The organism is Nocardioides pyridinolyticus, from assembly GCF_054653575.1.
This window is the reverse complement of record NZ_BAAIFY010000009.1, coordinates 24,336-46,686: the sequence shown is the minus strand read 5'-3', so window position 1 is coordinate 46,686 and position 22,351 is coordinate 24,336. Positions and strand designations below refer to the sequence as shown.

Here is a 22,351-nt window from a genome sequence, read left to right as displayed (position 1 = left end):
CGTGAGCGAAGCTTCAGAGCCCAGGTCGGTCCTCGTGACCGGCGGCAACCGTGGGATCGGCCGTGCGATCGCCGAGGCGTTCCTCGCCAACGGGGACAAGGTCGCCGTGACCACGCGCAGCGGCGGCGCGCCCGAGGGCGCGCTCGACGTCCGGTGCGACATCACCGACGGCGCGCAGGTCGAGGCGGCCTTCGCGACGATCGAGGAGGCCCACGGGCCGGTCGAGGTGCTGGTCGCCAACGCCGGCATCACCGCCGACACGCTGCTGCTGCGGATGACCGACGACGACTGGTCCTCGGTGCTCGACACCAACCTCACGGGCTCGTTCCGGCTCGCCAAGCGCGCCGCCAAGGGCATGCTGCGGCTCCGGCGCGGCCGGATCGTCTTCATCTCCTCGGTGGTCGGGCTGCTCGGCTCGGCCGGGCAGGTCAACTACGCCGCCTCCAAGGCCGGCCTCGTGGGCATGGCCCGCTCGATCGCCCGGGAGCTCGGCTCGCGCTCGATCACCGCGAACGTCGTCGCGCCCGGCTTCATCGAGACCGACATGACCGGCGTGCTGAGCGACGACCAGAAGGCCGCGATCCTCGCGCAGGTGCCGCTGGGGCGGTACGGCGCGGTCGAGGAGATCGCGGAGACGGTGCTGTGGCTGACCGGCCCCGGCGCGGCGTACGTCACCGGGGCGGTCATCCCGGTCGACGGTGGACTCGGAATGGGGCACTGACATGACTGGCATCCTCGAGGGCAAGCGGATCCTCGTCGCGGGCGTGACGATGGACAGCTCGATCGGCTTCGCGGTGGCGAAGGTGGCGCAGGAGCAGGGCGCGACCGTGCTCATCTCCAACTTCGGCCGCGCGCTCGGCATCACCCGCCGCATCGCCAAGCGGCTCCCGGTCGAGCCGCCGGTGCTGGAGCTCGACGTGACCGACGAGGACCACCTCGCCGGGCTCGAGGCCCAGGTGCGCGAGCACGTGGACGGCCTCGACGGCGTCGTGCACTCGATCGCCTACGGCAACCCCGAGACGCTGCTCGGTGGGAAGTTCCTCGGCGGTCCGTGGGCGGACGTCGCGCAGGCCGTGCAGGTCTCGGCCTACTCGCTGATGTCCCTCACGCAGGCGTGCCGCCCGCTGATGACGTCCGGCGGCTCGGTGGTCGGCATGACCTTCGACGCCACGGTCGCCTGGCCGGCGTACGACTGGATGGGCGTGGCCAAGGCCGGCCTGGAGTCCACGTCGCGCTACCTGGCGCGTGACCTCGGCCCGGAGGGCATCCGGGTCAACCTGGTGTCGGCCGGCCCGCTGAAGACGCTCGCCGCGAAGGCGATCCCGGGCTTCGAGGACCTCGAGGCGATGTGGAGCACCCGCGCGCCCCTCGGCTGGGACAACACCGACCACGTGCCGACCGCCAAGGCCGTCTGCGCGCTGCTGTCGGACTTCTTCCCGGCCACGAGCGGCGAGATCGTGCACGTGGACGGTGGGTTCCACGCGATGGGAGCCTGACGCTCGTGGCACGCCGGCTGGTGGTGATGCGGCACGCGAAGGCCGAGCAGGACGGCCCGACCGACTTCGAGCGGCCGCTGGCCGAGCGCGGGCACCGGGACGCCGCGGAGGCGGGCTGCTGGCTCGCGTCGCAGGGCGTCGTGCCCGACCACGCGCTCGTCTCGGCCGCGCTGCGCACCCGGGAGACCTGGGCGTCGGTGGCGTCCGGTGGCGGATGGGACCTCGAGCCGGACTTCGACCGCGGCCTCTACTCCGCCGAGCCGGCGACCGCCGTCGACCTGATCGGGCTGGTCTCCGACGACGTGCAGTCGCTGCTGGTGATCGGCCACAACCCGACCATGGCCTACCTCGCGCAGCTGCTCGGCGACGGCGAGGGAGCCCGCGAGCTCGAGAACGAGCTGTTCGCCGGATTCCCGACCAGCGCGATCGCCGTGTTCACCTACGACGGCGCCTGGGCCGACCTGGGCGAGGGCTCGGCCCGGCTGGTGGGGTACCACGTGGGGCGGGGCTGAGGCCGCCCGCCGCCGACGATTCATCACGGTAGGCAGGTGAGCTGGCACTCCCCGCGGTGGGTACGCCACGGGAAGCGACGACTGACCCACCTACCGTGATGATTTGTCAGCGTCGGCGCGTCCCACCGGCGGCGCCGGCGTCGTGAACCCCGCCTCGGCGTCCGCGAACTCGATCTCCTCGCGGGAGATGCCGAGCAGGTAGAGGATCGTGTCGAGGTAGGGCACGTTGACCGACGTGTCGGCGGCGTCGCGGACCAGCGGCTTGGCGTTGTAGGCGATGCCGAGGCCGGCGGCGTTGAGCATGTCGAGGTCGTTCGCGCCGTCGCCGATCGCGATGACCGCGGCCTCGGGGACGCCGATCTCCGCGGCGAACTCGCGCAGGGCGGCCGCCTTGCCGGCCCGGTCGACGACCGCGCCGACGATCCTCCCCGTCAGCTTGCCGTCGACGACCTCGAGCTCGTTCGCCCGGGCGAAGTGGATGCCGAGGTCCTCGGCGAGCCGGTCGGTGATCTGGCTGAAGCCGCCCGAGACGATCGCGAACCGGTAGCCCAGGCGGCGCAGGGTCCGGACGAGGGTCCGGGCGCCCGGGGCGAGCACGATGGCGTCGTACACCTCGTCGAGGGCGGCGGCGGGCACGCCCTCCAGGAGCGCGACACGCGAGCGCAGCGACTCCTCGAAGTCGATCTCGCCGCGCATCGCGGCCTCGGTGATCGCGGCCACCTCGGTCTCGTAGCCGGCGTGGGCGGCGATCATCTCGATCACCTCGCCCTGGATGAGCGTGGAGTCGACGTCCATGACGATCAGGCGGGTGCCGCGGCGCAGGAGCGTCGCGGGCTGTACGGCGACGTCGATGGACTGCTTGACGGCCTCGGCGGCGAGCAGCGGGCGCAGCACGTCGGTGCCGACGCCGCTGACGTGCAGGTCGATGGCGGTGACGGGGTAGCGCGCCATCCGCTCGATCCGGTCGATGTTGGCACCGGCGTCCGCGATCCGGCCGGCGACCGCGGCCATCGCCGTGGCGCTGAGGGGCGCGCCGATGACCGTGACGTGCGAGCGGCCGGAGCCCCGCGCCTTGTTGTCGCCGACGCCGGTCTCGACCTCGACGTGCATGCCCAGGCGGGCCCCGGTGTCGCGGACCGCCTCGGTCACCCGGCGCACGTTGCGCGGCGCCGTGACGAGGACACCGAGGATCAGGCGCCCGCGCAGCACGATCTGCTCGACGTCGAGCACCTCGATGCCCGCCGAGGAGAGGGCGGAGAACACGGCGGACGTCACTCCCGGGCGGTCCTTGCCCGACAGCGTGATGAGGAGGGTCTCCGGCTTCGCGTCAGTCATCTCAGTCGCCGAGGCTAGTGGACTGAGGCCTGCGGTCAGGACGGCGGCCAGACCTCGGGCGAGCACGCGGCGACCAGCGCCCGGCGTCCGGCGCGGTCGAGCGGCACCAGCGCGTCCCGTCGCCGGGCGGCCTCGGAGGCAGACACGGCGGCGCCGTCGTCCTCCAGCGCCAGCCCGACGATGTCCATCGCCTGGCGTCCGCGGGCGGCCAGGTCGACGCAGCGCGCGGGGATCCCGTCCGGGGCCGCGACCGGCTCCCGGTGCCGCAGGTCCATCAGCCGGTCGGCGACCTCCGGTCGCCACCGCGCGACGTCGAGGTCGGCGAGGGCGGCGGCGGACTGGAGGAGTGCCGCGCGCAGCCCCCGGTCGGCCTCGCCGACGTCCGGGAGCTGGCGCGGGCCGGCGGGGTGCACGGTCCACGCGACCGCGGCGCCGGTGCGGTGCGGGACCAGGCCGAGCCCGGTCCCGGTGACCACGACCGCCTCCCCGGCCTCCAGCGCGTCCGCGTTGAACGCGGGCGGGCCGCCGAGACCGACCGGGTCGCCCTCCACCGGGAAGGCCGCCCCGACGCCGATCGCGCCCAGCCGGCGCAGCTCGGCGAGCCCCTGGACCAGGGTCGCGGTGCCGTCGAGGCCCGGCAGCCCGGCCACCACATGCGTCGCGTCGCCGTCGATGACCGCGTCGATCACCAGGTCGGTGACGGCGTGGCCGCGCAGCCAGGCCGTGGCCCACCAGGCCAGGCGGGCGGAGGGCGGCAGGACGTCGGTCACGGCGGCCGAGGATACGTGCGGACCCGCGCGGGCCGGTCGATAGGGTGACTGCCATGACCGCCGTTCTCGACTTCGCCGAGGTGACCATCCGGCGCGGGGAGGCGGTCCTGCTGGACGGCGTCTCCTGGCGCGTCGAGGAGGAGGACCGCTGGGTCATCCTCGGGCCGAACGGCGCCGGCAAGACCACGCTGCTCCAGGTCGCCTCCGCGCAGATCCACCCCTCCGCGGGGGTCGCCGGCATCCTGGACGAGGTGCTCGGCACCGTCGACGTGTTCGAGCTGCGGCCGCGGATCGGCCTGACGAGCGCCGCGCTGGCCGAGCGCATCCCGCGCAGCGAGCGCGTCCACGACGTCGTCGTCTCCGCGTCGTACGGCGTGGTGGGCCGGTGGCGTGAGGCCTACGACGACCTCGACCACGAGCGCGCCACCCAGCTCCTCACCGAGGTGGGCGCCGCCCACCTGACCGACCGCACGTTCGGGACCCTGAGCGAGGGCGAACGCAAGCGGGTGCAGATCGCCCGGGCCCTGATGGCCGACCCCGAGCTGCTGCTCCTGGACGAGCCCGCCGCCGGTCTCGACCTCGGCGGCCGCGAGGACCTGGTGTCGACGCTGTCGGTCCTGGCCGCCGACCCGGGCTCGCCGGCCACGGTCCTGGTCTCACACCACGTCGAGGAGATCCCGCCCGGGTTCACGCACGCGCTCCTGCTGCGGGGCGGCCGGGCCGTGGCCGCTGGGCCTCTCGAGGAGGTCGTCACGGAGGCCAACCTCGCGGCGACGTTCGGCATGCCGCTGGTCCTCTCTCACGAGGACGGGCGCTGGAGCGCCCGGCGGCGCACCCGGCACCGTTAGGGTTGCCCCATGGACTGGCTGGGCGAGAACGCGTGGGCCGCGTGGTTCGGCCTGGCCGCGCTGCTCGGCGTCGCGGAGCTGGTGAGCCTCGACCTGGTCCTGATCATGCTGGCGGCCGGTGCGGTCGCGGGCGGGGTGACCTCCGTGCTCGGCGGGGCGCTGGTGCTCTCGCTGCTGGTCGCGGCGGTCACCGCGATCGGGATGCTGGCGCTCGTGCGCCCCGGGCTCGTCGCCAAGCTGCACCAGGGACCCGAGCTGGCCCTCGGTCACGCGAAGCTGGTCGGCCAGCGCGCGGTGGTCACCACGCGCATCACCGGCCTCGCCGTCGGCCAGATCAAGCTGGCGGGGGAGACCTGGACCGCCGCGCCGTACGACGAGCACCTGACGATCGAGCCCGGGGCGACCGTGGAGGTCTTCGAGATCCGCGGCGCCACGGCGTACGTCCACCCGGTCGCCGAGCTCGGCGAGTGACCACCGTAGGAACCTAGGAGGAGTCTCGTGGAGCTGGCGTTCCTGATCCTGCTCGCCCTGCTGCTGATCTTCGTGATCGCGGTGCTGGCGAAGACCGTCCGGATCGTCCCGCAGGCGCGCGCCGGCGTGGTGGAGCGGTTCGGCAAGTACCTCAAGACGCTGCCGGCCGGCCTCAACCTGGTCGTGCCGTTCGTCGACAAGGTGCGGTACCTCATCGACCTGCGCGAGCAGGTCGTGAGCTTCCCGCCGCAGCCGGTGATCACCGAGGACAACCTCGTGGTGAGCATCGACACCGTCATCTACTTCCAGGTGACCGACCCGGTCGCCGCGACCTATGAGATCGCCAACTACATCCAGGCCGTCGAGCAGCTCACGATGACCACGCTGCGCAACATCGTCGGCGGCATGGACCTCGAGCAGACGCTGACCAGCCGTGAGGAGATCAACAACGGGCTGCGCGGCGTGCTCGACGAGGCGACCGGCAAGTGGGGCATCCGCGTGAACCGCGTCGAGATCAAGGGCATCGACCCGCCGCCGTCGATCAAGGACGCGATGGAGAAGCAGATGCGCGCCGACCGCGACAAGCGCGCGCTGATCCTCACCGCCGAGGGCCAGCGGCAGTCCGCGATCCTGACGGCGGAGGGCAACAAGCAGTCCGCGATCCTGAACGCCGAGGGTGACCGCGAGTCGCAGATCCTGCGCGCCCAGGCCGACCGGGAGGCCGCGATCCTGCGCGCCCAGGGTGAGGGCCAGGCCATCCAGACGGTGTTCCAGGCGATCCACGACGGGCAGCCGGACCAGTCGCTGCTGGCCTACCAGTACCTCCAGATGATGCCGAAGATCGCCGAGGGCGACGCCAACAAGGTGTGGATCGTCCCGAGCGAGATCGGCAAGGCGCTGGAGGGCCTCGGCTCGACGATGAACAGCCTCCAGGGCATCCCGCAGCAGGTCGAGGGCCCGATCAAGCGGGTCGACATGGGCCCGAGCGAGCCCGCGGCGCCGACGTCCGACGCCGAGCTGCGCCGGACCAGCGAGGCCGTCGAGGCGGCGATCGCGGAGGCCGCCAGCGCGGCGAACCCGGGCAGGAGCAGCCAGTCGACCGAGACCGATCCGGCCGTGGACCCGGGTGAGGTGCCCCCCGCCCAGTGACCGTGCTCGAGGTCGTCGCGATCCTGCTCGCCGGGGTCGCGGCCGGCACCATCAACACCGTGGTGGGGTCGGGGACGCTGATCACGTTCCCGACCCTCCTCGCGTTCGGCGTACCGCCCGTCACGGCGAACGTCTCCAACACGATCGGCCTGGTCCCGGGATCGATCTCCGGCGCGATCGGCTACCGCCGCGAGCTCGAGGGCCAGAAGGCCCGCATCCTGCGTCTGTGCGTCGCCTCCTTCCTCGGCGGTACGGCGGGCGCGGTCCTGCTGCTCGTCCTGCCGGCCGGGGCGTTCGCGACGATCGTGCCGATCCTGATCGTGCTCGGGCTGGTGCTGGTCGTCTTCCAGCCCCGGATCTCCGGCTGGGTGGCGCGCCGCCACGACGCGGCCGGGGGACTGCCGTACCACGGCACCTGGTGGGTGTGGCCGGGTGTCTTCGTCACCGGCATCTACGGCGGCTACTTCGGCGCCGCCCAGGGCGTGCTGCTGATGGCGGTGCTCGGCATCGGCGTCGAGGAGACCCTTCAGCGCCTGAACGCGGTCAAGAACGTGCTGGCCGCCGTGGTCAACGCGATCGCGGGCCTCATCTTCGCCGTCGTCGCCGACGTCGACTGGTGGATCGTCCTGGTCATCGGCATCGGCGCCGTGATCGGCGGCCAGCTGGGTGCGACCGTCGGGCGCCGGCTCCCGGGCGCGGTGCTGCGCGTGGTGATCGTGGTCGTCGGCGTGGTCGCGCTGACGGTGTTCCTGGCGAGCTAACCGCGCTTCGCCAGCGCGAGCAGTCCCGAGGCGACCGCGCCGGCGGCGGGTGCCAGCAGCGTGTACGCGGTCTTCTTCGAGACCGAGCCGTCCTGCAGCGCGAGGTAGGCGGTCGCGGCGTCGGCCGCGTCCACGGCGACACCCACGGCGATCACGCCGCGTCGCGTCCTGCCGCCCGCGAACAGCGTGACCAGGCCGAGCGCGATCTCCCGGGCGCCGAAGAGCCGGAGGACGTAGGGGACCTGCGGGTTCGACGTCGCGTCGAGCTGGAGCGTCTTCGCCGCCATGTCGGGGTTCGCGACGGCCAGGGATCCGACGGCGATCCGGCCGAGGGACAGTCCGATCAGAGGGTTCATGGAGGGCACCGTATCGGTCGGCCGGAGAGGACATGGCAGGCTCGGTCCATGGACCTGTACGACGTCATGCGGTCGACCCCAGCCGTTCGCGAGTTCACCGACGACCCGCTGCCGGACGAGACGCTCCACCGCATCCTCGACCACGCCCGCTTCGCTCCGAGCGGCGGCAACCGGCAGGGCACCCACGTCATCGTCGTCCGCGACACCTCGACCCGCGAGGCGCTCGTGGAGCTCTACGGCACGGCGGTGCGTCGCTACGTCGCGCAGTCGAAGGCCGGGCAGAGTCCGTGGAACCCGCTCGAGCCGCCGCTGCCGACGCCCGAGGAGATCGCGGCCACCCCGGTCCCCGAGCCCTTCACCAAGCCGGTCCTCACCGCGGGCGCCGTGCTCGTCGTGTGCGTCGACCTCGGCGTCGTCGCCGCGATGGACCAGGAACTCGACCGGATCGGCCTGATCAGCGGCGCCTCGGTCTACCCGCTGGTCTGGAACATCCTGCTCGCCGCGCGCAACGAGGGCTTCGGCGGGACCATCACCACGATGGCGGTCGCCGAGGAGCCGGCGGTCAAGGCGCTGCTCGGGATCCCGGACGGGTACGCCGTCGCGGCGGTCGTGCCGCTGGGCAAGCCGGTCCGCGAGATCACCAAGCTGCGGCGCAACGAGGTGGCCGAGTTCGTCACCCGCGAGCGGTTCGACGGCGAGCCCTTCTAGAGGCAGGTCGGCACGCGGTTCGGTCACCAACCGCAGAGTGGGCGCGCTCCCACCTGCGGTTGGTGACCAAACCGCGACCGTGCGGGACCCGGAGCGGCCGGCCGCGTCAGCCGTCGACGTACGCCGAGAGCCAGCGGTCGAGCTCCGCGTACGCCGTCGCGCGGGGCTCGGGCCGGGACAGCACCACGTCGTGGCGGGCGCCCTCGACGGCGACGTAGGTGACCCGGCTGCCGAGCGCGGTGGCCCACTGCCGGATCTGGGGCACCTCGAGCACGATGTCGTAGCCGTGGGCGTCCTCGCCCATCTCCTTGGGCCAGCGGGTGCCGGCCGAGGAGAGGACGAGCGCCGGGCAGCCGACCTCGAGGCCGGCGTGCACCTCGTCGTGGCCCAGGCGGATCGCCCGCAGCCAGCCGAAGGTGACCGGGAACGAGTCGAGCGGCTTCCAGTCGGTGTTGAACATCCACTCGCCGTCGTGCTCGACGTGGAGGCTGCGGCCGTAGTGGCCGCCGACCGTGCGCGGGATGACCCGCCGCGGCTGCCGGGCGCCGATCTGCTTGATGGCCTTCGTGCCGATGCCCCGGATCGCCGCGCCGCCCTGCATGTCGAGCCACGGCGAGTTCAGGACCATCCCGGCGATCTTCGGCTTGCGCTCGTTGGCCCACAGCGAGGAGATCAGCCCGCCCGTGGAGTGCGCGCTGATCACGACGTGGTCGTGCCCGTCGCGCTCGACGACCCGGTGCAGCGCCGCGTCGAGTTCGGGGAAGTGCTGGCGCAGGTCGGTGACGTAGTTCGGCGTCTGGTGCGGCCGCAGCGAGCGGCCGTACTTGCGCAGGTCGACCGCGTAGAAGTCGTAGCCGCGGTCGTTCCACCACTCGGCGTACTCGGTCTGGAAGAAGTAGTCGCAGAAGCCGTGCACGTGCAGCACGGCCCTGGTGGTCGGCTCCGCCGCCCGGCGTACGACGAGGGTCGCGACGACCGGTCCCTCGTCGTCGGGCGGGAGCGCGATGGTCTCGGCCAGGTAGGGCTCGCCGAGGACGTCGGGAACGAGCTGGTCGAAGGCGCCGCTGGTCATGGTCGAAGTCTGGCAGCCCGCAGGCCGAGCGCGAGGGCGGGCTCGTTGGTCGTCACCAGCCAGGCCCGGCCGGGGCGCATCCAGTACGCCAGGGAGCGGGGGGTGTCGACGGTCCAGACGAGCAGCGGCAGCCGGTGCCGCCGCGCGAACCGCCGGACCCGGATCCGGGCGAGCCAGTGGTGGGCGACGGCCAGGGTGGCGCCCGCCTCGCGGTAGCGCGCGCCCGGGAACAGCTCGGTGAGCCGGATCCGGAGGCCGTGCAGCACCGGGATGTCGCGCACGCCGCGCCCGAGCGACAGCCCGACGAGCAGGTCGTGGCCCGCGGCGGCCGCCCAGTCACGGATCGCGCGGACGCCGGCGTCGTCGAGCGTGGTGACGAGCAGCCGGTCGGCGCCGAGCCGGCGGACCGCCTGGTCGACCACCGCCACCTCGTCGCCCTCGACCTTGAGGTCGAGGTGCAGCCGGGCGCGTCCCGCGAGGAGGTCGAGCCCCTCGGCGTAGCCGAGCGTCCCCGGCGGCGCGACGTCGATCGGGTCGTGGTGCAGCACGAGCGATCCGTCCGCGCACCGCTGGACGTCGAACTCGACGAAGTCCGCGCCGAGCGCGACCGCTGCCTCGATGGCCTCGCGGGTGAGGCAGCGGTGGGCGCTGACCAGGGTCATCGGGCGGCGGCGTGGGCCGCGGCGGCCCGGACCAGCCCGGCCAGCAGGCCCACGTCCGCGGCCGTCTCGGGGTGCCACTGCACTCCGACGCAGAACCGGTCCCCGGGAGCCTCCATGGCCTCGAGCGTGCCGTCGGCGGCGCGCGCGACGGCCTCGAAGCCCGGGTGTGTCCGCACGGACTGGTGGTGGTGGCAGTTCACCGACAGGTCCGTGCCCACGAGCGCGGCCAGCCGGGTGCCGGGCGTGGTCGTCACCGCCACCGCCCCGAACGCGTCGCCGCCGGGCGAGTGCTGCTCGTGCCCGACCACGTCCGGCACGTGCTGGTCGAGCGTGCCGCCGGCCCGCACGGCCATCACCTGCATGCCCCGGCACACGCCGAGCACGGGCAGGCCGACCGCCTCGGCGGCGTCGAGCAGTGCGCTCTCCCAGGCGTCGCGGTCCGCGCGCCAGCCGACGGTGCGCGGATGGGGCTGCTCGCCGTACCGCTCCGGCTCGACGTCCGCCCCGCCGCTGACCACGAGCCCGTCCAGCCGGGCCACGACGGCGTCGGCCGCGCCCGCCTGCGCGACCGGCGGCAGCAGGACGGGTACGCCGCCGGTCGCCTCGACGGCGGCGGCGTACTGCGTCGGCAGCAGGTCGGCGCGGCGCTGCCACACGCCCCACGCCGCGTCCTCGCGGTACGTGGTGAGGCCGATGAGCGGAGCGGTCATGGTGGCGGGGTGGTCACAGCGGAGTGACGTAGGCCCCGGAGATGCCGCCGTCGACGAGGAACGTGTTGGCGGTCATGAACGAGGAGTCGTCGGAGGCGAGGAACAGCACCGCGGACGCCATCTCCTCGGGCTCGCCGAAGCGGCCCATCGGGACGTGCACCAGCCGGCGAGCGGCCCGCTCGGCGTCCTTGGCGAAGAGCTCCTGGAGCAGCGGCGTGTTCACCGGCCCCGGGCAGAGCGCGTTGACGCGCACGCCCTGGCGCGCGAACTGCACGCCGAGCTCGCGGGTCATCGACAGCACGCCGCCCTTGGAGGCGGAGTAGGAGATCTGCGACGTGGCCGCACCCATCACCGCGACGAACGAGGCGGTGTTGATGATCGAGCCCTTGCCCTGCTCGAGCATGTAGGGGAGCGCCGCCTTGCAGCACAGGTACACGCTCGTCAGGTTGACCTCCTGCACCTTGCGCCAGGCGTCGAGGTCGGTGTCGAGGATCGAGTCGTCCTCCGGCGGGCTGATGCCGGCGTTGTTGAACGCGATGTCGACCGAGCCGTAGGTGTCCTTGGCGGTCTTGAACAGTGCGTCGACCTCCTCCTTGGAGGTGACGTCGACGTGGACGTACGTCGCCACCGACTCGCCGCCGAGCTGGTCGACCAGCTGGTGCCCGCGCTCGTCGTCGATGTCGCCGATGACGACCTTGGCGCCCTCCTCGACGAAGCGCTGGACGGTCGCGAGCCCGATGCCCGAGCACCCGCCGGTGACGACCGCGACGCGGTCCTGGATCCTGCCTGCCATTCCTGTACTCCTGGGACTCGGTGGGCTCAGTGGGCGATGAAGACGTTCTTCTCCTCGGTGAACGCCTGGGGCGCGTCGGGGCCGAGCTCGCGGCCGAGGCCGGACTGCTTGTAGCCGCCGAACGGCGTCCAGTAGCGCACCGAGGAGTGCGAGTTGACGCTGAGGTTGCCGGCCTCGACGCCGCGGGCCACCCGGAGCCCGCGACCGAGGTCGGTGGTGAAGATCGAGCCGGACAGGCCGTACTCGGTGTCGTTGGCCCTCGCGATCGCGTCGGCCTCGTCGTCGAAGGGCATCACGGCCACGACCGGCCCGAACACCTCCTCGCGCCAGATCCGGGCCCCCGGGTCCTCGACGGTGACGACCGACGGCGGCACCCAGAACCCGTCCCCGCCGGGCGTCGAGCCCGCGAAGGCGACCTCCACCTCGTCGAGGAAGCCGGTGACGGTGTGCTTCTGCTGCGCGGAGATCAGCGGGCCCATCTCGGAGGACTCATCGCTCGGGTCGAGCACGCGCAGGCCGGTCACGGCGGGCTCGAGCCGCGACAGGAACTCGTCGTACGCCGAGCGCTCGACGAGGATGCGTGAGCGGGCGCAGCAGTCCTGCCCGGCGTTGTCGAAGACGGCGTACGGCGCGCTGGCCGCCGCGGCCGCGATGTCGGCGTCCGCGAACACGATGTTGGCGCTCTTGCCGCCGAGCTCGAGCGTCACCCGCTTCACCTGGTCGGCGCAGCCGCGCATGATCCGCTTGCCGACCTCGGTGGAGCCCGTGAAGCAGACCTTGCGCACGAGCTCGTGGGTCACGAACCGTTCGCCGACGACCGAGCCCTTGCCCGGGATGACGGTGAGGACGTGCTCGGGGAGCCCGGCCTCGAGCGCCAGCTCACCGAGCCGGATCGCGGTGAGCGGCGTGAGCTCGGCGGGCTTCAGCACGACGGTGTTGCCGGCGGCCAGCGCGGGCGCGAACCCCCAGCCCGCGATCGGCATCGGGAAGTTCCACGGCACGACGATCCCGACGACGCCGAGCGGCTCGTGGAAGGTCACGTCGACGCCGCCGGGCACCGGGATCTGGCGGCCGAAGAGCCGCTCCGGTGCGCCCGCGTAGTAGTTCAGGCAGTCGCGGACGTTGCCGGCCTCCCAACGCGCGTTGCCCCAGGTGTGGCCGGCGTTGCGCACCTCCAGCTCGGCGAGCTCGTCGACGTGCGCGTCCACCACGGCGGCGAAGCGCCGCAGCAGCGCCGCGCGCTCACCCGGCGGCACCGCCCGCCACGCCGGGAAGGCGGCGTGCGCGGCCTCGATCGCGGCGTCCGCCTGCGCGACGGTGGCGAGCGGGACGTCGGTCACCGGCGACGCGGTCGCCGGGTTGATGACGGTGAACGTGTCAGTCACTTACAGCCTCTCGAACCCTCGGTGCAGCTCCCAGTCGGTGACCGCGGCGTCGTACGCCGCCAGCTCGACGTCCGCCATGTTGACGTAGTGGTCCACGACCTCGTCGCCCAGGGCCGCGCGGGCGACCTCGGAGGAGACGAACGCCTCGCGGGCGGCGCCCATCGTGTGCGGGACCTTGGGCTTGTCGGAGTGGTAGGCGTTGCCGACCAGCTCCGGCTCGAGCTCCAGCTCGTTCTCGATCCCGTGCAGGCCACCGGCCAGCATCGCGGCGAGCGCGAGGTAGGGGTTCACGTCGGCGCCGGGGAGGCGGTTCTCCATGCGGGCACCGGCGCCGTGGCCGACCAGGCGCAGGGCGCAGGTGCGGTTGTCCAGGCCCCACGCGATCGTCGTCGGGGCGAACGAGCCGTCCGCGAAGCGCTTGTAGGAGTTGATGTTCGGGGCGTAGAGCAGGGTGAAGTCCGCGGCGGTCGCGAGCACGCCGGCGACGAACTGGTCGTAGAGCGGCGTGCGGGCGCCGTCCTTCCAGAACACCAGCTCCCCGTCCTGGCCGCGCAGCGACAGGTGGATGTGGCAGGAGCTGCCCTCGCGCTGGTTGTACTTCGCCATGAACGTGATCGACTTGCCCTGCTGGGCGGCGAGCTCCTTGGCGACGGTCTTGTAGACGACGTGGTTGTCGGCGGTCGTCAGCGCGTCGGCGTACAGGAACCCGATCTCGTGCTGGCCGAGATTGCACTCGCCCTTGGCGCCCTCGACGTCCAGGCCCGCGGCGTACATGGTGTTGCGGATCGAGCGCAGCAGCGGCTCGACCCGCGAGGTCCCGAGGATCGAGTAGTCGACGTTGTACTGGTTGACCGGCGTGAGGTCGCGGTAGTGCCGGTCGTGCGCCTCCTCGTAGGACGTGTCGAAGGCGATGAACTCCAGCTCGGTCCCGGCCAGGGCGTCCCAGCCGCGCGCCGCGCAGCGGTCCAGCTGCTTCTGGAGGATCGCCCGCGGTGACTGCACGACCGGGGAGTGCTGCCCTGAGCCGTCGGGAGGCCCGACGAGGTCGCACTGGACCATCGCCGTCGCGGGCTGGTGGGTGAGCAGGCGGATGGTCCGCTCGTCGAGGACGAACTCCATGTCGCCGTAGCCCTTGTCCCACGAGGAGATGGCGTAGCCGTCGACGGTGTTCATCTCGACGTCCACCGCGAGCAGGTAGTTGCAGCCCTCGGTGCCGTGCGGGACCACGACGTCGGCGAAGTAGCGGCCGTGCAGCCGCTTGCCCTGGAGGCGCCCCTGCATGTCGGTGAAGGCGACCACGACGGTGTCGATCTCGCCCGCGTCGATGCGCTGGACGAGATGCTCCATCGAGAGGTGTCGGTCGTTGCGCAGCTCGGTCACCCGGTCTCCTATCCCACCAGGCCGCGCAGGAGCGCGGCCGTGTCGTCGCAGTGTTCCTCCATGACCTGGCGGGCCCGCTCGGCGTTGCCGGCGAGGATCGCCTTGACCAGCGCGGCGTGCTGCCGGTCGGAGTGGGCGATGTTGGTGCCGAGCACCGGGATCGCCAGCAGCATCTCGTGCAGGGTCGCCTGCACCGACGTGACGCTCTCGATCACCCGCGGCGAGTCCGCCAGCGACGCGACCGTGAGGTGGAACCGCGAGTCCGCCTGCCGGTGGGCCGCCGGCTTGCGGGCCGCCTCGACGTCGGCGAGCGCCTGCTCCAGCTGCTCGCGGCGTACGCCGGTGGGGTTGCTCCGCGCCGCGAGGTACGCCGCCCCGGGCTCGACGACGCGCCGGAACTCCAGCGCGTCCAGCCAGTCACGTCGGCGCTCGGGGGAGACGCGGGCGGCCGCCCGGGCCGACGGCGTGCGCGGCTTCAGCGTGACCACCGTCCCCCCGCCGCGGCCCCGCCTGGTCTCGACCAGCCCGGCCTCGCGGAGGGCGGCCATCGCCTCCCGGAGGGTGGCTCGGGACACGTGCAGGATCGCGGCCAGCTCGCGCTCCGGCGGCAGCGTGGTGCCGAGCGGGTAGACGCCGAGCCGGATCGCGGTGGCGAGCTGCTCCACGCAGGCCTCGAACGCGTGGTGCCCGCGCACCGGGCGCAGCACCGCCTCGGGGAGGTGGTGCTCGGGTGAGGCGGTCACGGGCCCATCCTCTCGGTCGTCCTCGCGAGGCTGTCAATGGTCTGAGTTCATACCATTTTTGCGCAAAGGCATTTACACCCGAATCAGGCCGGGTCTAGCGTCCGGTTCACGTTCGCACGATCGTCCTACGGAGGGTGCCGCAATGCCCGAAGCACACGAGCCGGTCCCGGAGCTCACCGCCGACGAGAAGCACCTCGCCAAGCTCGGATACAAGCAGGAGCTGAACCGCAGCTGGTCGGGCTTCTCGAACTTCGCCATCTCGTTCTCGATCATCTCGATCCTGGCCGGCTGCTTCACCACCTTCGGTCAGGGCTGGAGCAACGGCGGCCCGATCGCCATCTCGTGGGGTTGGCCGATCATCTCGATCTTCATCCTGATCATCGGCTTCACGATGTCCGAGCTGGTGTCGGCGTACCCGACCTCCGGTGGCATCTACTGGTGGGCCTCGAAGCTCGGTGGCCCGGCGGCCGGCTTCTTCACCGGCTGGCTGAACCTGATCGGCCTGATCGCCGTGACGGCATCGGTCGCCTACGGCGCCGCCACCTTCCTCGACATCACCCTCAGCACCATCAGCGACAGCTGGGCCGAGGGGTACAGCCTCAAGCGGGTCTTCGTCCTCTTCGTGCTGATCATGGTCATGGCGGTTCTGCTCAACGCGTTCGGCGCGCACCTGCTGGCGATGATCAACAACGTCTCCGTGTGGTGGCACGTCGCCGGCGCGGCCGTGGTGATCGGGATCCTGGTCCTCGTGCCCGAGCAGCACGCGAGCTCGTCGTTCGTCTGGACGGAGCGGATCAACAACTCCGGGTTCAACGACGGCTCGACCAGCGGCCTGACGTTCTGGTTCCTCGTGCTGCCGCTCGGCTTCCTGCTGACGCAGTACACGATCACCGGCTTCGACGCGTCCGCACACCTGTCGGAGGAGACCAACGCGGCGAGCACCGAGGCGGCGAAGGGCATCTGGCGGTCGATCTTCTACTCGGCCATCGGGGGCTGGATCCTCCTGCTGGCGTTCCTCTACGCGGTCCAGGACCCCGACGGCGTGACGGCCGGGATCAACTCGGGCCTGAACGGCGCCGACGTGATCTTCGGCCAGGCGCTGCCGGAACGCTGGCACATCATGATCCTCGTCATCTCGACCGCCGGGCAGCTCTTCTGTGCGACGGCCTGCCTGACGAGTGCGTCGCGCATGACCTTCGCCTTCAGCCGCGACGGTGCGATCCCCGGCTCCCGCATGTGGTCGAAGGTCGCCGGCAACAAGGTGCCGATCAACGCCGTCGTGGCGGTGGCGATCGTCGGTGTCCTCATCACGACGCCGGCCATGATCGAGGTCAACATCGGTACGCCGGAGTCGCCGGTCATCGTCCCGACGGCGTTCTACGCCGTGGTGTCGGTGGCCGTCATCGGTCTGTACCTGGCGTTCGCGATCCCGATCTTCCTCCGCTGGAGGATGGGCGACGCGTTCGAGCCGGGCGCGTGGAACAACGGCTCGAAGTACAAGTGGATGAACCTGGTCGCCGTCGTCGAGATCCTGATCATCTCGATCTACTTCGTCCTCCCGTTCACGCCGTTGGCGGTGCCGTGGAACGAGGACTTCTCCTGGAAGTTCGTGAACTACGCACCGATCCTCACCATCGGGTCCCTGATCCTGCTGACGCTCTGGTGGCATGCCTCGGCCAAGCGGTGGTTCACCGGTCCGAAGCACACCATCGACCGGGCCGTGGTCGACGCGTTCGACGACTGACGTGGCGCCCCTGAGATGACGCAGCCGCCCCTGGGCCGCCTCGCCTGCCTGGCGGAGCGGTCCTGGCGGGTCACCGACCTGCCCGGCGGGCTGACCAACCGCAACCTCCACGTGGTCACCGACGACGACCACCCGGACGGCGCGCTCGACCTGGTCGTGCGCTGGTCCTCCGGTGACGCCGCCCTGCTCGGGATCGACCGGGACGCCGAGGCCGCCAACACCCGTGCCGCGGCGGAGGCGGGCGTGGGCGCCGAGGTGGTCGAGTACCGGCCGGACCTGTCGATGCTCGTCATCACGTTCCTGGAGGGGAAGGCGCTCGAGGACGCCTCGTTCACCGACCCGGGAGTGCTGGCGCGGGCGGCGGACGCCTGCCGCCGGCTCCACGCCGGTCCCGCGTTCGCGGGGGACGGCGGCATGTTCACGCGGCAGGCGGCGTACCTCCGCACCGTGCGGAAGGGCGGGTATTGGCTACCGGACGGCTACGACGACCACGCCGGCGCATGGGAGGAGGTGCGCCGCGCACTCGCGGTCCACCCGCGGCCGGCGGTCCCGTGCAACAACGATCTCCTCGCCGCCAACTTCATCGACGACGGCGAGCAGGTGTGCCTGATCGACTACGAGTACTCAGGCACCAACGAGGCGTCGTTCGAGCTCGGCAACACCGCCACCGAGTGCAACTTCGGGGCCGAGCAGGTCGAGGCGTACGTCGAGGCGTACTACGGGACCCCGACGCGGGCCGACCTGGCGCGGGTGCGGCTCCAGATGCTGTGCAGCGAGTACGGCTGGTCACTGTGGGGCTTCATCCAGGCGGCCGCCAGCCCGATCGACTACGACTTCCACGGCTGGGGGATGGAGCGCTACGAGAAGGCCGTCGCGACCTTCCGCGGACCCGGCCTGACCGGGCTGCTGGAGGATGTCACCTGTGGCTGACCTCCCGTCGCGTGCCCGCGTCGTCGTCGTGGGCGGAGGCGTCATCGGCACGTCCGTCGCCTACCACCTGGCCAAGCTGGGCTGGACCGACGTGCTGCTGCTCGAGCAGGGCACGCTCTCGTGCGGCACGACCTGGCACGCCGCCGGGCTCGTGGGCCCGCTGCGGGCGTCGGAGAGCGGCACCCGCCTGGTGCAGTACTCCGCCGAGCTCTACGCCGCGCTGGAGGCCGAGACCGGGCTGGCGACCGGCTACCGCAACGTCGGTGGCGTGATCGTCGCGCGGACCGAGGACCGGATGGTGCAGCTGCGACGCACCGCCGCGAACGCGGTCGCCTACGACCTGCCCTGCGAGCTGGTCTCGCCCGGACGGGCGCAGGAGCTCTGGCCACCGATGCAGGTCGACGACCTGCTCGGCGCGATCTGGCTCCCGGGCGACGGCAAGGTCAACCCGGCGGACCTCACCCAGTCCCTGGCGCGCGGCGCCCGGCTGGGCGGGGCCCGGATCGCCGAGCGGGTGCGGGTGACCGGCTTCCCGACGTCGCAGGGCCGCGTCACCGGCGTCCGGACCGACCAGGGCGACGTCGAGGCCGAGGTCGTCGTGAACTGCGGAGGGCAGTGGGCCAAGGCGCTCGGCGCGCTGGCCGGCGTGACGGTGCCGCTGCACTCCGCGGAGCACTTCTACGTCGTCACCGAGGCCGTCCCGGGCACGCACCCCGACCTGCCGATCATGCGCGACCCCGACGGCTGGACGTACTTCAAGGAGGAGGTCGGCGGCCTGGTGGTCGGCGGCTTCGAGCCGGAGGCCAAGCCGTGGCGGTCGCCCGACGACCTGCCGTACCCGTTCGAGTTCCAGCTCCTCGAGGAGGACTGGGACCACTTCACGATCCTCATGGACGAGGCGCTGGTGCGGATCCCGGCGCTCGCCGAGACCGGCATCCGGAAGTTCTACAACGGCCCGGAGTCGTTCACGCCCGACAACCAGTTCCTGCTCGGGGAGGCGCCGGCGCTGCGCGGCTACTTCGTGGGCGCCGGCTTCAACTCGGTCGGGATCGCCTCCGCCGGCGGCGCCGGCCGGGCGCTGGCGGAGTGGATCGTCGCCGGCGAGCCGCAGGACGACCTCGTCGGCGTCGACGTACGCCGGTTCGCGCCGTTCCACGGATCCAACGGCTGGCTCCGCTCGCGGGTGTCGGAGGTCCTCGGCCTGCACTACGCGATCCCGTGGCCGAACCGCGAGCTCGAGTCCGGCCGCCCCCAGCGCACCTCGCCGCTGCACGCTCGGCTGGAGTCCCGGGGCGCGCTGTTCGGCACGCGGATGGGCTGGGAGCGGCCCAACGTGTTCGGCCCCGTCCTGGACTACTCCTGGGGGAAGCCGTCCTGGCTGTCGTGGTCCTCGGCCGAGCAGGTCGCCTGCCGCACCGACGTCGCGGTCTTCGACCAGACGTCGTTCTCCAAGTACGTCGTCGAGGGCCCGTCCGCGCTCGAGGGACTCCAGTGGGTGTGCGCCGCCGATGTCGACGTCGAGGTCGGCCGGTCCGTGTACACGCCGTTCCTGAACGCGCGGGGCACCTACGAGGCCGACCTGACGGTCACGCGCACGGGGCCCTCGTCGTTCCTGCTGGTCTCCTCGTCCGCCACCACGGTGCGTGACCTGGACTGGCTGGCCCGGCACGGCGTCCCGGCCCGCGACGTCACCGAGGACTTCGCCGTCCTCGGCGTGATGGGGCCGCGCTCGCGGTCGCTGCTCGCGTCGCGGTCCGAGGACGACTGGTCGGAGGAGGGGTTCCCGTTCGCGACCTCGCGTGAGGTCACCGTCGCGGGCGTCGGGCTGCGCGCGACCCGGATGACCTACGTCGGCGAGCTCGGCTGGGAGCTGATGGTCCCGGTGGCGTCGGCCGGCGCGGTCTACGACGCGCTCGACGGCACCGATGCGGGCTACTACGCGATCGAGTCGCTGCGGCTGGAGAAGGGCTTCCGAGCCTTCGGCCGGGAGCTGACACCCGACTACGGCCCGGTCGAGGCCGGCCTGGTGTTCGCCACCGCGCTCTCCGGCACCAAGGACTTCCTCGGCCGCGAGGCGCTCGCCGCCCACCGGGCCGAGCTGGCGTCCGGCGGACCACGGCGCCGGCTCGTGTCGTTCGTCGTCGAGTCGCCCGATCCGATGCTCTGGGGTGGGGAACTCCTGCTCCGGGACGGGGCGCCGGCCGGCCAGGTGACCAGCGCGGCCTGGGGAGCGACGGTCGGCTCGTGCGTGGGGCTGGGCTACGTCCGGCACTCCGGTCCGATCACCGCCGAGTGGCTGGCCGCCTCGTCGTTCGAGGTCGACGTCGCGGGGGAGAGGCACGCCGTGCGGCCGACGCTGGCCGCCCCTGTGTCCTGAGCGGTCGCCGCGTCAGCCGGAGGAGCCGACCCGGTAGGTTGCGCTCGCCGATCCGTTGTCGAACTCGACGCACTTGCCTTGGAGCGCATGCGTGCAGGTGTCCCGGGGCACCACGACGGTCACCTTGAACCGCGGCTCGGCCCCGGCGCGCACCTTGACCGCTCGGTCGGCCGCCAGTGACGGGTGCTGCCCAGACCCCGAAGCACCCAGTTGCCGGCCGACGACAGCTTCAGGCCGGCTTTCTCGGTGCACCACGTGATCGAGCCGAGGTCGGCCGAGGCGCTGATGACCGGCCAGGGGGTCGAGAAGCCGACGTCGACCGAGTGGCACTCGTTCTCGTCGGCGCTGAGGGACCGCGTGTCGTTGCGATCGACGAGCCGCGTGCCGACCTGTGAGACGCTGATGGAGACGCCGCCCATCTTCCATTTGCCGTAGCGGTCGGCGGTCACCATGTCGACGTCGAGCAGGTAGTAGTCGAACTTCCGCATGCCTTCCTTGATCTTGTAGACCGACAGCTTGGTCTTGAGCTTGCCGCGCGCGACCGGACGGCCGACGACCACGCATTGCGGCGAACGCGGGGGCAGTAGGTGCCCCGGTCAGGACCCTAGTCGTTGTACTTGATGCTGTAGCGGCCGCTCACGGGCTTCTCTCCCACGAGCTTGGCCTCCTGCGTGACGCCGACGTCGGCACTGGTCGGCCCGACGGAGCCGACCAGTGCCAGCAGCAGTGAGGCGCCCGCGGCAGCGAGCGGTACGAGTCATCGCATGGTTCCCCCTGGTGTCGAGACCTGTCAGCAGGCTGCCCTGTGGCTTGGATCACACAATCCCCTCGACGCTGTTCTCTGGCGAGCCCCGACATCAGTCCGTGCGGATCACCCGGCGACATCGGGTGGCTGCCGCCTGCAGCCACCGGTCTGTGCGGCGTCCAGGGCTCACGGGTCGATTCGGAACCGATCGCCGTACACGTGCCAGGTCAGCGGCGGCCGCAGGTCGAGGTTGCGCTCGCGGAGGAAGCGGCGCTGGGCGATGTCGATGCGCGAGGTGTCCTCGTGGGCGTCCTCGGACCGCATCACCCGGGTGCGCACGTCGAGGAACGCGTCCAGGTAGCGGACCTCGGACCCGCCCTCCGCCGGCGTCGCGGCCCGGCGCATCGCCGCACGCCGGATCCCGCCGAAGGACACCCGGTCGCGGCCGGGCCCGTGCATCACGATCGCGTCGTAGTAGACGAACTGGCCGAGCGTGCCCAGGCCGTCGCGCTTGGCCCGGCGCACGGCGGGGTCGAAGTACCACGCGTCGCGCAGGCCGTCCTGCGCGGCCCGGAACGCGGGGTCCCGGGCGGCGCGGAGCCACGCCCGCCCGAACGGCCGGCCGAGGCCGCGGTGCGAGTCGCTCCCGTCCACCCGGCGCAGTGCCGGCAGGAAGCGGGCGAGCGGGTTGTCCGGCTCGGCTCGGGTGTAGCGGCGTACGACCACGCGCATGTCGCCGGTTCCGGACGTGAAGCCGATGATCCCGCCGGTGTAGCCACGTCCGTCGCCGATGTCCTCGAGGTAGGGGTACTGCCGGCGCCACGCGAGCGTCGAGTTCTCCGCGCTGGAGACCAGCTGCATCGCGATCTCCTTGCGGCCCGGCCGGTCGAGGCCGGGTGCCGCGTGGGCCGGCGCACCGACGACCAGGGCGAGGAGGATCCCGAGGACGAGGCTGCGCACCCGGGCAGCGTAGTCGGCGGGTCAGCCCTCGACGTGGCAGTAGATGTCGGTCTTGTACGGCTGCCGCGCGAACAGCCAGCCGCTGGTCGTCGTGCGGCCGGTGTAGGTCTTCTGGATCTTGTACATCTTGGTCTTGCCGACGACGTAGGCCCGGTAGGTCTGGCCCTTCTTGAGCTTCGGGGAGGTGCAGCTGACCGACGTCGAGCTGCTGTAGCCCTCGGAGACGCCGACGCTGGCGGCCACGGCGCCCTTGCTCATGCCGAGCGAGGTCTGGATCGTGGTCGTCTTGCTCTGCACCTTGGAGATGGTGCAGGTGCCGCCCGCGTTCCGGCACGACGCGATCGAGCCGAGCTGGTAGAGCACGTCGTTGTCGTAGGTGTGCAGGTCGAGGATCTTGTAGCGCGGACCCGGCTAGCACTGGGCGCCGCACGGGACCGCGGCGGC

Annotated in this window: 24 protein-coding genes; 11 read left to right on the top strand and 13 right to left on the bottom strand. The window is 72.0% G+C overall.

Translation table 11 applies throughout. The features are described from left to right. Position 1: 1 nt before the first annotated feature. Genes fabG through ACYQ0U_RS10245 form a run of 3 tightly spaced genes read left to right on the top strand, consistent with a single transcriptional unit; the run spans position 2 to position 2,008 of the window. Positions 2 to 721, top strand: a complete 720-nt coding sequence (gene fabG / locus ACYQ0U_RS10255; protein WP_459972346.1) for a 3-oxoacyl-ACP reductase FabG — start codon at positions 2 to 4, stop codon at positions 719 to 721. A 1-nt stretch (position 722) separates the two neighbouring features. Beyond that, positions 723 to 1,496, top strand: a complete 774-nt coding sequence (fabI, locus tag ACYQ0U_RS10250) for an enoyl-ACP reductase FabI (protein ID WP_459972344.1) — start codon at positions 723 to 725, stop codon at positions 1,494 to 1,496. A 5-nt stretch (positions 1,497 to 1,501) separates the two neighbouring features. Further along, entirely contained in the window at positions 1,502 to 2,008 is a 507-nt protein-coding gene (locus ACYQ0U_RS10245) for a SixA phosphatase family protein (RefSeq protein WP_459972342.1), read from the top strand. 90 nt (positions 2,009 to 2,098) lie between these two features. On the opposite strand, the gene serB is transcribed toward ACYQ0U_RS10245, so the two are convergent. Together serB and ACYQ0U_RS10235 are read right to left on the bottom strand one after the other, a co-directional pair. Next, positions 2,099 to 3,343 (bottom strand): phosphoserine phosphatase SerB, encoded by a 1,245-nt coding sequence (serB, locus tag ACYQ0U_RS10240; RefSeq protein WP_459972340.1) that lies wholly within the window; start codon positions 3,341 to 3,343, stop codon positions 2,099 to 2,101. A 35-nt stretch (positions 3,344 to 3,378) separates the two neighbouring features. Further along, positions 3,379 to 4,113, bottom strand: coding sequence for a hypothetical protein (locus tag ACYQ0U_RS10235; protein WP_459972338.1), 735 nt, complete (start codon positions 4,111 to 4,113; stop codon positions 3,379 to 3,381). Positions 4,114 to 4,166: 53 nt separating this feature from the next. Between ACYQ0U_RS10235 and ACYQ0U_RS10230 the strand changes: the two genes are divergently transcribed. The 4 genes from ACYQ0U_RS10230 to ACYQ0U_RS10215 are packed head-to-tail and all read left to right on the top strand — an operon-like array spanning position 4,167 to position 7,342. After that, positions 4,167 to 4,961: an ABC transporter ATP-binding protein gene (locus ACYQ0U_RS10230; protein ID WP_459972336.1), complete on the top strand. Its 795-nt coding sequence runs from the start codon at positions 4,167 to 4,169 to the stop codon at positions 4,959 to 4,961. A gap of 9 nt (positions 4,962 to 4,970) precedes the next feature. Then, complete coding sequence (locus ACYQ0U_RS10225) at positions 4,971 to 5,432, top strand: NfeD family protein (RefSeq protein WP_459972334.1); 462 nt, start codon at positions 4,971 to 4,973, stop codon at positions 5,430 to 5,432. A gap of 27 nt (positions 5,433 to 5,459) precedes the next feature. Next, positions 5,460 to 6,581: an SPFH domain-containing protein gene (locus ACYQ0U_RS10220; RefSeq protein ID WP_459972331.1), complete on the top strand. Its 1,122-nt coding sequence runs from the start codon at positions 5,460 to 5,462 to the stop codon at positions 6,579 to 6,581. Next, entirely contained in the window at positions 6,578 to 7,342 is a 765-nt protein-coding gene (locus tag ACYQ0U_RS10215) for a sulfite exporter TauE/SafE family protein (protein WP_459972329.1), read from the top strand. The genes ACYQ0U_RS10220 and ACYQ0U_RS10215 overlap by 4 nt, the downstream gene beginning before the upstream one ends. Here ACYQ0U_RS10215 and ACYQ0U_RS10210 read toward each other — a convergent pair. Beyond that, entirely contained in the window at positions 7,339 to 7,698 is a 360-nt protein-coding gene (locus ACYQ0U_RS10210; protein ID WP_459972327.1) for a DUF4267 domain-containing protein, read from the bottom strand. The genes ACYQ0U_RS10215 and ACYQ0U_RS10210 overlap by 4 nt on opposite strands. Before the next feature lie 48 nt (positions 7,699 to 7,746). Here ACYQ0U_RS10210 and ACYQ0U_RS10205 point away from each other — a divergent pair, with 48 nt between their 5' ends. After that, positions 7,747 to 8,406: a nitroreductase family protein gene (locus ACYQ0U_RS10205; RefSeq protein ID WP_459972325.1), complete on the top strand. Its 660-nt coding sequence runs from the start codon at positions 7,747 to 7,749 to the stop codon at positions 8,404 to 8,406. Positions 8,407 to 8,512: 106 nt separating this feature from the next. Here the strand turns inward: ACYQ0U_RS10205 and ACYQ0U_RS10200 are convergent, their stop codons facing one another. Genes ACYQ0U_RS10200 through ACYQ0U_RS10170 form a run of 7 tightly spaced genes read right to left on the bottom strand, consistent with a single transcriptional unit; the run spans position 8,513 to position 15,151 of the window. Further along, a complete protein-coding gene (locus tag ACYQ0U_RS10200; RefSeq protein ID WP_459972320.1) occupies positions 8,513 to 9,478 on the bottom strand; it encodes an alpha/beta hydrolase in 966 nt (321 codons plus the stop codon). Then, complete coding sequence (locus tag ACYQ0U_RS10195; protein WP_459972318.1) at positions 9,475 to 10,140, bottom strand: glycerophosphodiester phosphodiesterase; 666 nt, start codon at positions 10,138 to 10,140, stop codon at positions 9,475 to 9,477. Before ACYQ0U_RS10195 ends, ACYQ0U_RS10200 begins: the two co-directional genes overlap by 4 nt. Continuing rightward, entirely contained in the window at positions 10,137 to 10,850 is a 714-nt protein-coding gene (locus ACYQ0U_RS10190) for a gamma-glutamyl-gamma-aminobutyrate hydrolase family protein (RefSeq protein ID WP_459972316.1), read from the bottom strand. Before ACYQ0U_RS10190 ends, ACYQ0U_RS10195 begins: the two co-directional genes overlap by 4 nt. Positions 10,851 to 10,863: 13 nt before the next feature. Continuing rightward, positions 10,864 to 11,643, bottom strand: coding sequence for a 3-oxoacyl-ACP reductase (locus ACYQ0U_RS10185; RefSeq protein WP_459972314.1), 780 nt, complete (start codon positions 11,641 to 11,643; stop codon positions 10,864 to 10,866). Between the two features lie 26 nt (positions 11,644 to 11,669). Then, entirely contained in the window at positions 11,670 to 13,028 is a 1,359-nt protein-coding gene (locus tag ACYQ0U_RS10180) for an aldehyde dehydrogenase family protein (RefSeq protein WP_459972312.1), read from the bottom strand. Then, positions 13,029 to 14,408 carry a glutamine synthetase family protein gene (locus ACYQ0U_RS10175; protein WP_459972310.1) on the bottom strand — a complete coding sequence of 460 codons (1,380 nt, stop codon included), beginning with the start codon at positions 14,406 to 14,408 and terminating at the stop codon, positions 13,029 to 13,031. It abuts the gene before it with no gap. Between the two features lie 8 nt (positions 14,409 to 14,416). Then, positions 14,417 to 15,151, bottom strand: a complete 735-nt coding sequence (locus ACYQ0U_RS10170; RefSeq protein ID WP_459972308.1) for a FadR/GntR family transcriptional regulator — start codon at positions 15,149 to 15,151, stop codon at positions 14,417 to 14,419. Between the two features lie 142 nt (positions 15,152 to 15,293). On the opposite strand from ACYQ0U_RS10170, the gene ACYQ0U_RS10165 reads away from it, so the two are divergent. From ACYQ0U_RS10165 to ACYQ0U_RS10155, 3 genes are read left to right on the top strand one after another with little or no spacing between them, the layout of a single operon-like run. Further along, positions 15,294 to 16,895, top strand: coding sequence for an amino acid permease (locus ACYQ0U_RS10165; protein WP_459972306.1), 1,602 nt, complete (start codon positions 15,294 to 15,296; stop codon positions 16,893 to 16,895). 15 nt (positions 16,896 to 16,910) lie between these two features. Beyond that, on the top strand, positions 16,911 to 17,825 hold the full coding sequence (locus ACYQ0U_RS10160; RefSeq protein ID WP_459972303.1) for a protein kinase family protein: 915 nt from the start codon (positions 16,911 to 16,913) through the stop codon (positions 17,823 to 17,825). Next, positions 17,818 to 20,202: a GcvT family protein gene (locus ACYQ0U_RS10155; RefSeq protein WP_459972301.1), complete on the top strand. Its 2,385-nt coding sequence runs from the start codon at positions 17,818 to 17,820 to the stop codon at positions 20,200 to 20,202. Before ACYQ0U_RS10160 ends, ACYQ0U_RS10155 begins: the two co-directional genes overlap by 8 nt. Before the next feature lie 119 nt (positions 20,203 to 20,321). Here ACYQ0U_RS10155 and ACYQ0U_RS10150 read toward each other — a convergent pair whose 3' ends face one another. The 3 genes from ACYQ0U_RS10150 to ACYQ0U_RS10140 form a co-directional block, all read right to left on the bottom strand. Then, positions 20,322 to 20,762 carry a hypothetical protein gene (locus ACYQ0U_RS10150; protein WP_459972298.1) on the bottom strand — a complete coding sequence of 147 codons (441 nt, stop codon included), beginning with the start codon at positions 20,760 to 20,762 and terminating at the stop codon, positions 20,322 to 20,324. A gap of 371 nt (positions 20,763 to 21,133) precedes the next feature. Then, positions 21,134 to 21,907 carry a chitosanase gene (locus tag ACYQ0U_RS10145; protein ID WP_459972296.1) on the bottom strand — a complete coding sequence of 258 codons (774 nt, stop codon included), beginning with the start codon at positions 21,905 to 21,907 and terminating at the stop codon, positions 21,134 to 21,136. A 21-nt stretch (positions 21,908 to 21,928) separates the two neighbouring features. Then, the gene (locus ACYQ0U_RS10140) at positions 21,929 to 22,270 is read right to left on the bottom strand and encodes a hypothetical protein (RefSeq protein ID WP_459972294.1); all 342 of its coding nucleotides are present in this window, start codon (positions 22,268 to 22,270) and stop codon (positions 21,929 to 21,931) included. Positions 22,271 to 22,351: the final 81 nt, after the last annotated feature.

Coding starts and splice junctions, on each gene's coding strand:
- ACYQ0U_RS10200 (WP_459972320.1), bottom strand. CDS start 9,478: ATGACCAGCGGCGCCTTCGACCAGCTCGTTCCCGACGTCCTCGGCGAG.
- ACYQ0U_RS10190 (WP_459972316.1), bottom strand. CDS start 10,850: ATGACCGCTCCGCTCATCGGCCTCACCACGTACCGCGAGGACGCGGCG.
- ACYQ0U_RS10230 (WP_459972336.1), top strand. CDS start 4,167: ATGACCGCCGTTCTCGACTTCGCCGAGGTGACCATCCGGCGCGGGGAG.
- fabI (WP_459972344.1), top strand. CDS start 723: ATGACTGGCATCCTCGAGGGCAAGCGGATCCTCGTCGCGGGCGTGACG.
- ACYQ0U_RS10160 (WP_459972303.1), top strand. CDS start 16,911: ATGACGCAGCCGCCCCTGGGCCGCCTCGCCTGCCTGGCGGAGCGGTCC.
- ACYQ0U_RS10205 (WP_459972325.1), top strand. CDS start 7,747: ATGGACCTGTACGACGTCATGCGGTCGACCCCAGCCGTTCGCGAGTTC.
- ACYQ0U_RS10165 (WP_459972306.1), top strand. CDS start 15,294: ATGCCCGAAGCACACGAGCCGGTCCCGGAGCTCACCGCCGACGAGAAG.
- ACYQ0U_RS10195 (WP_459972318.1), bottom strand. CDS start 10,140: ATGACCCTGGTCAGCGCCCACCGCTGCCTCACCCGCGAGGCCATCGAG.
- ACYQ0U_RS10210 (WP_459972327.1), bottom strand. CDS start 7,698: ATGAACCCTCTGATCGGACTGTCCCTCGGCCGGATCGCCGTCGGATCC.
- ACYQ0U_RS10225 (WP_459972334.1), top strand. CDS start 4,971: ATGGACTGGCTGGGCGAGAACGCGTGGGCCGCGTGGTTCGGCCTGGCC.
- ACYQ0U_RS10185 (WP_459972314.1), bottom strand. CDS start 11,643: ATGGCAGGCAGGATCCAGGACCGCGTCGCGGTCGTCACCGGCGGGTGC.
- serB (WP_459972340.1), bottom strand. CDS start 3,343: ATGACTGACGCGAAGCCGGAGACCCTCCTCATCACGCTGTCGGGCAAG.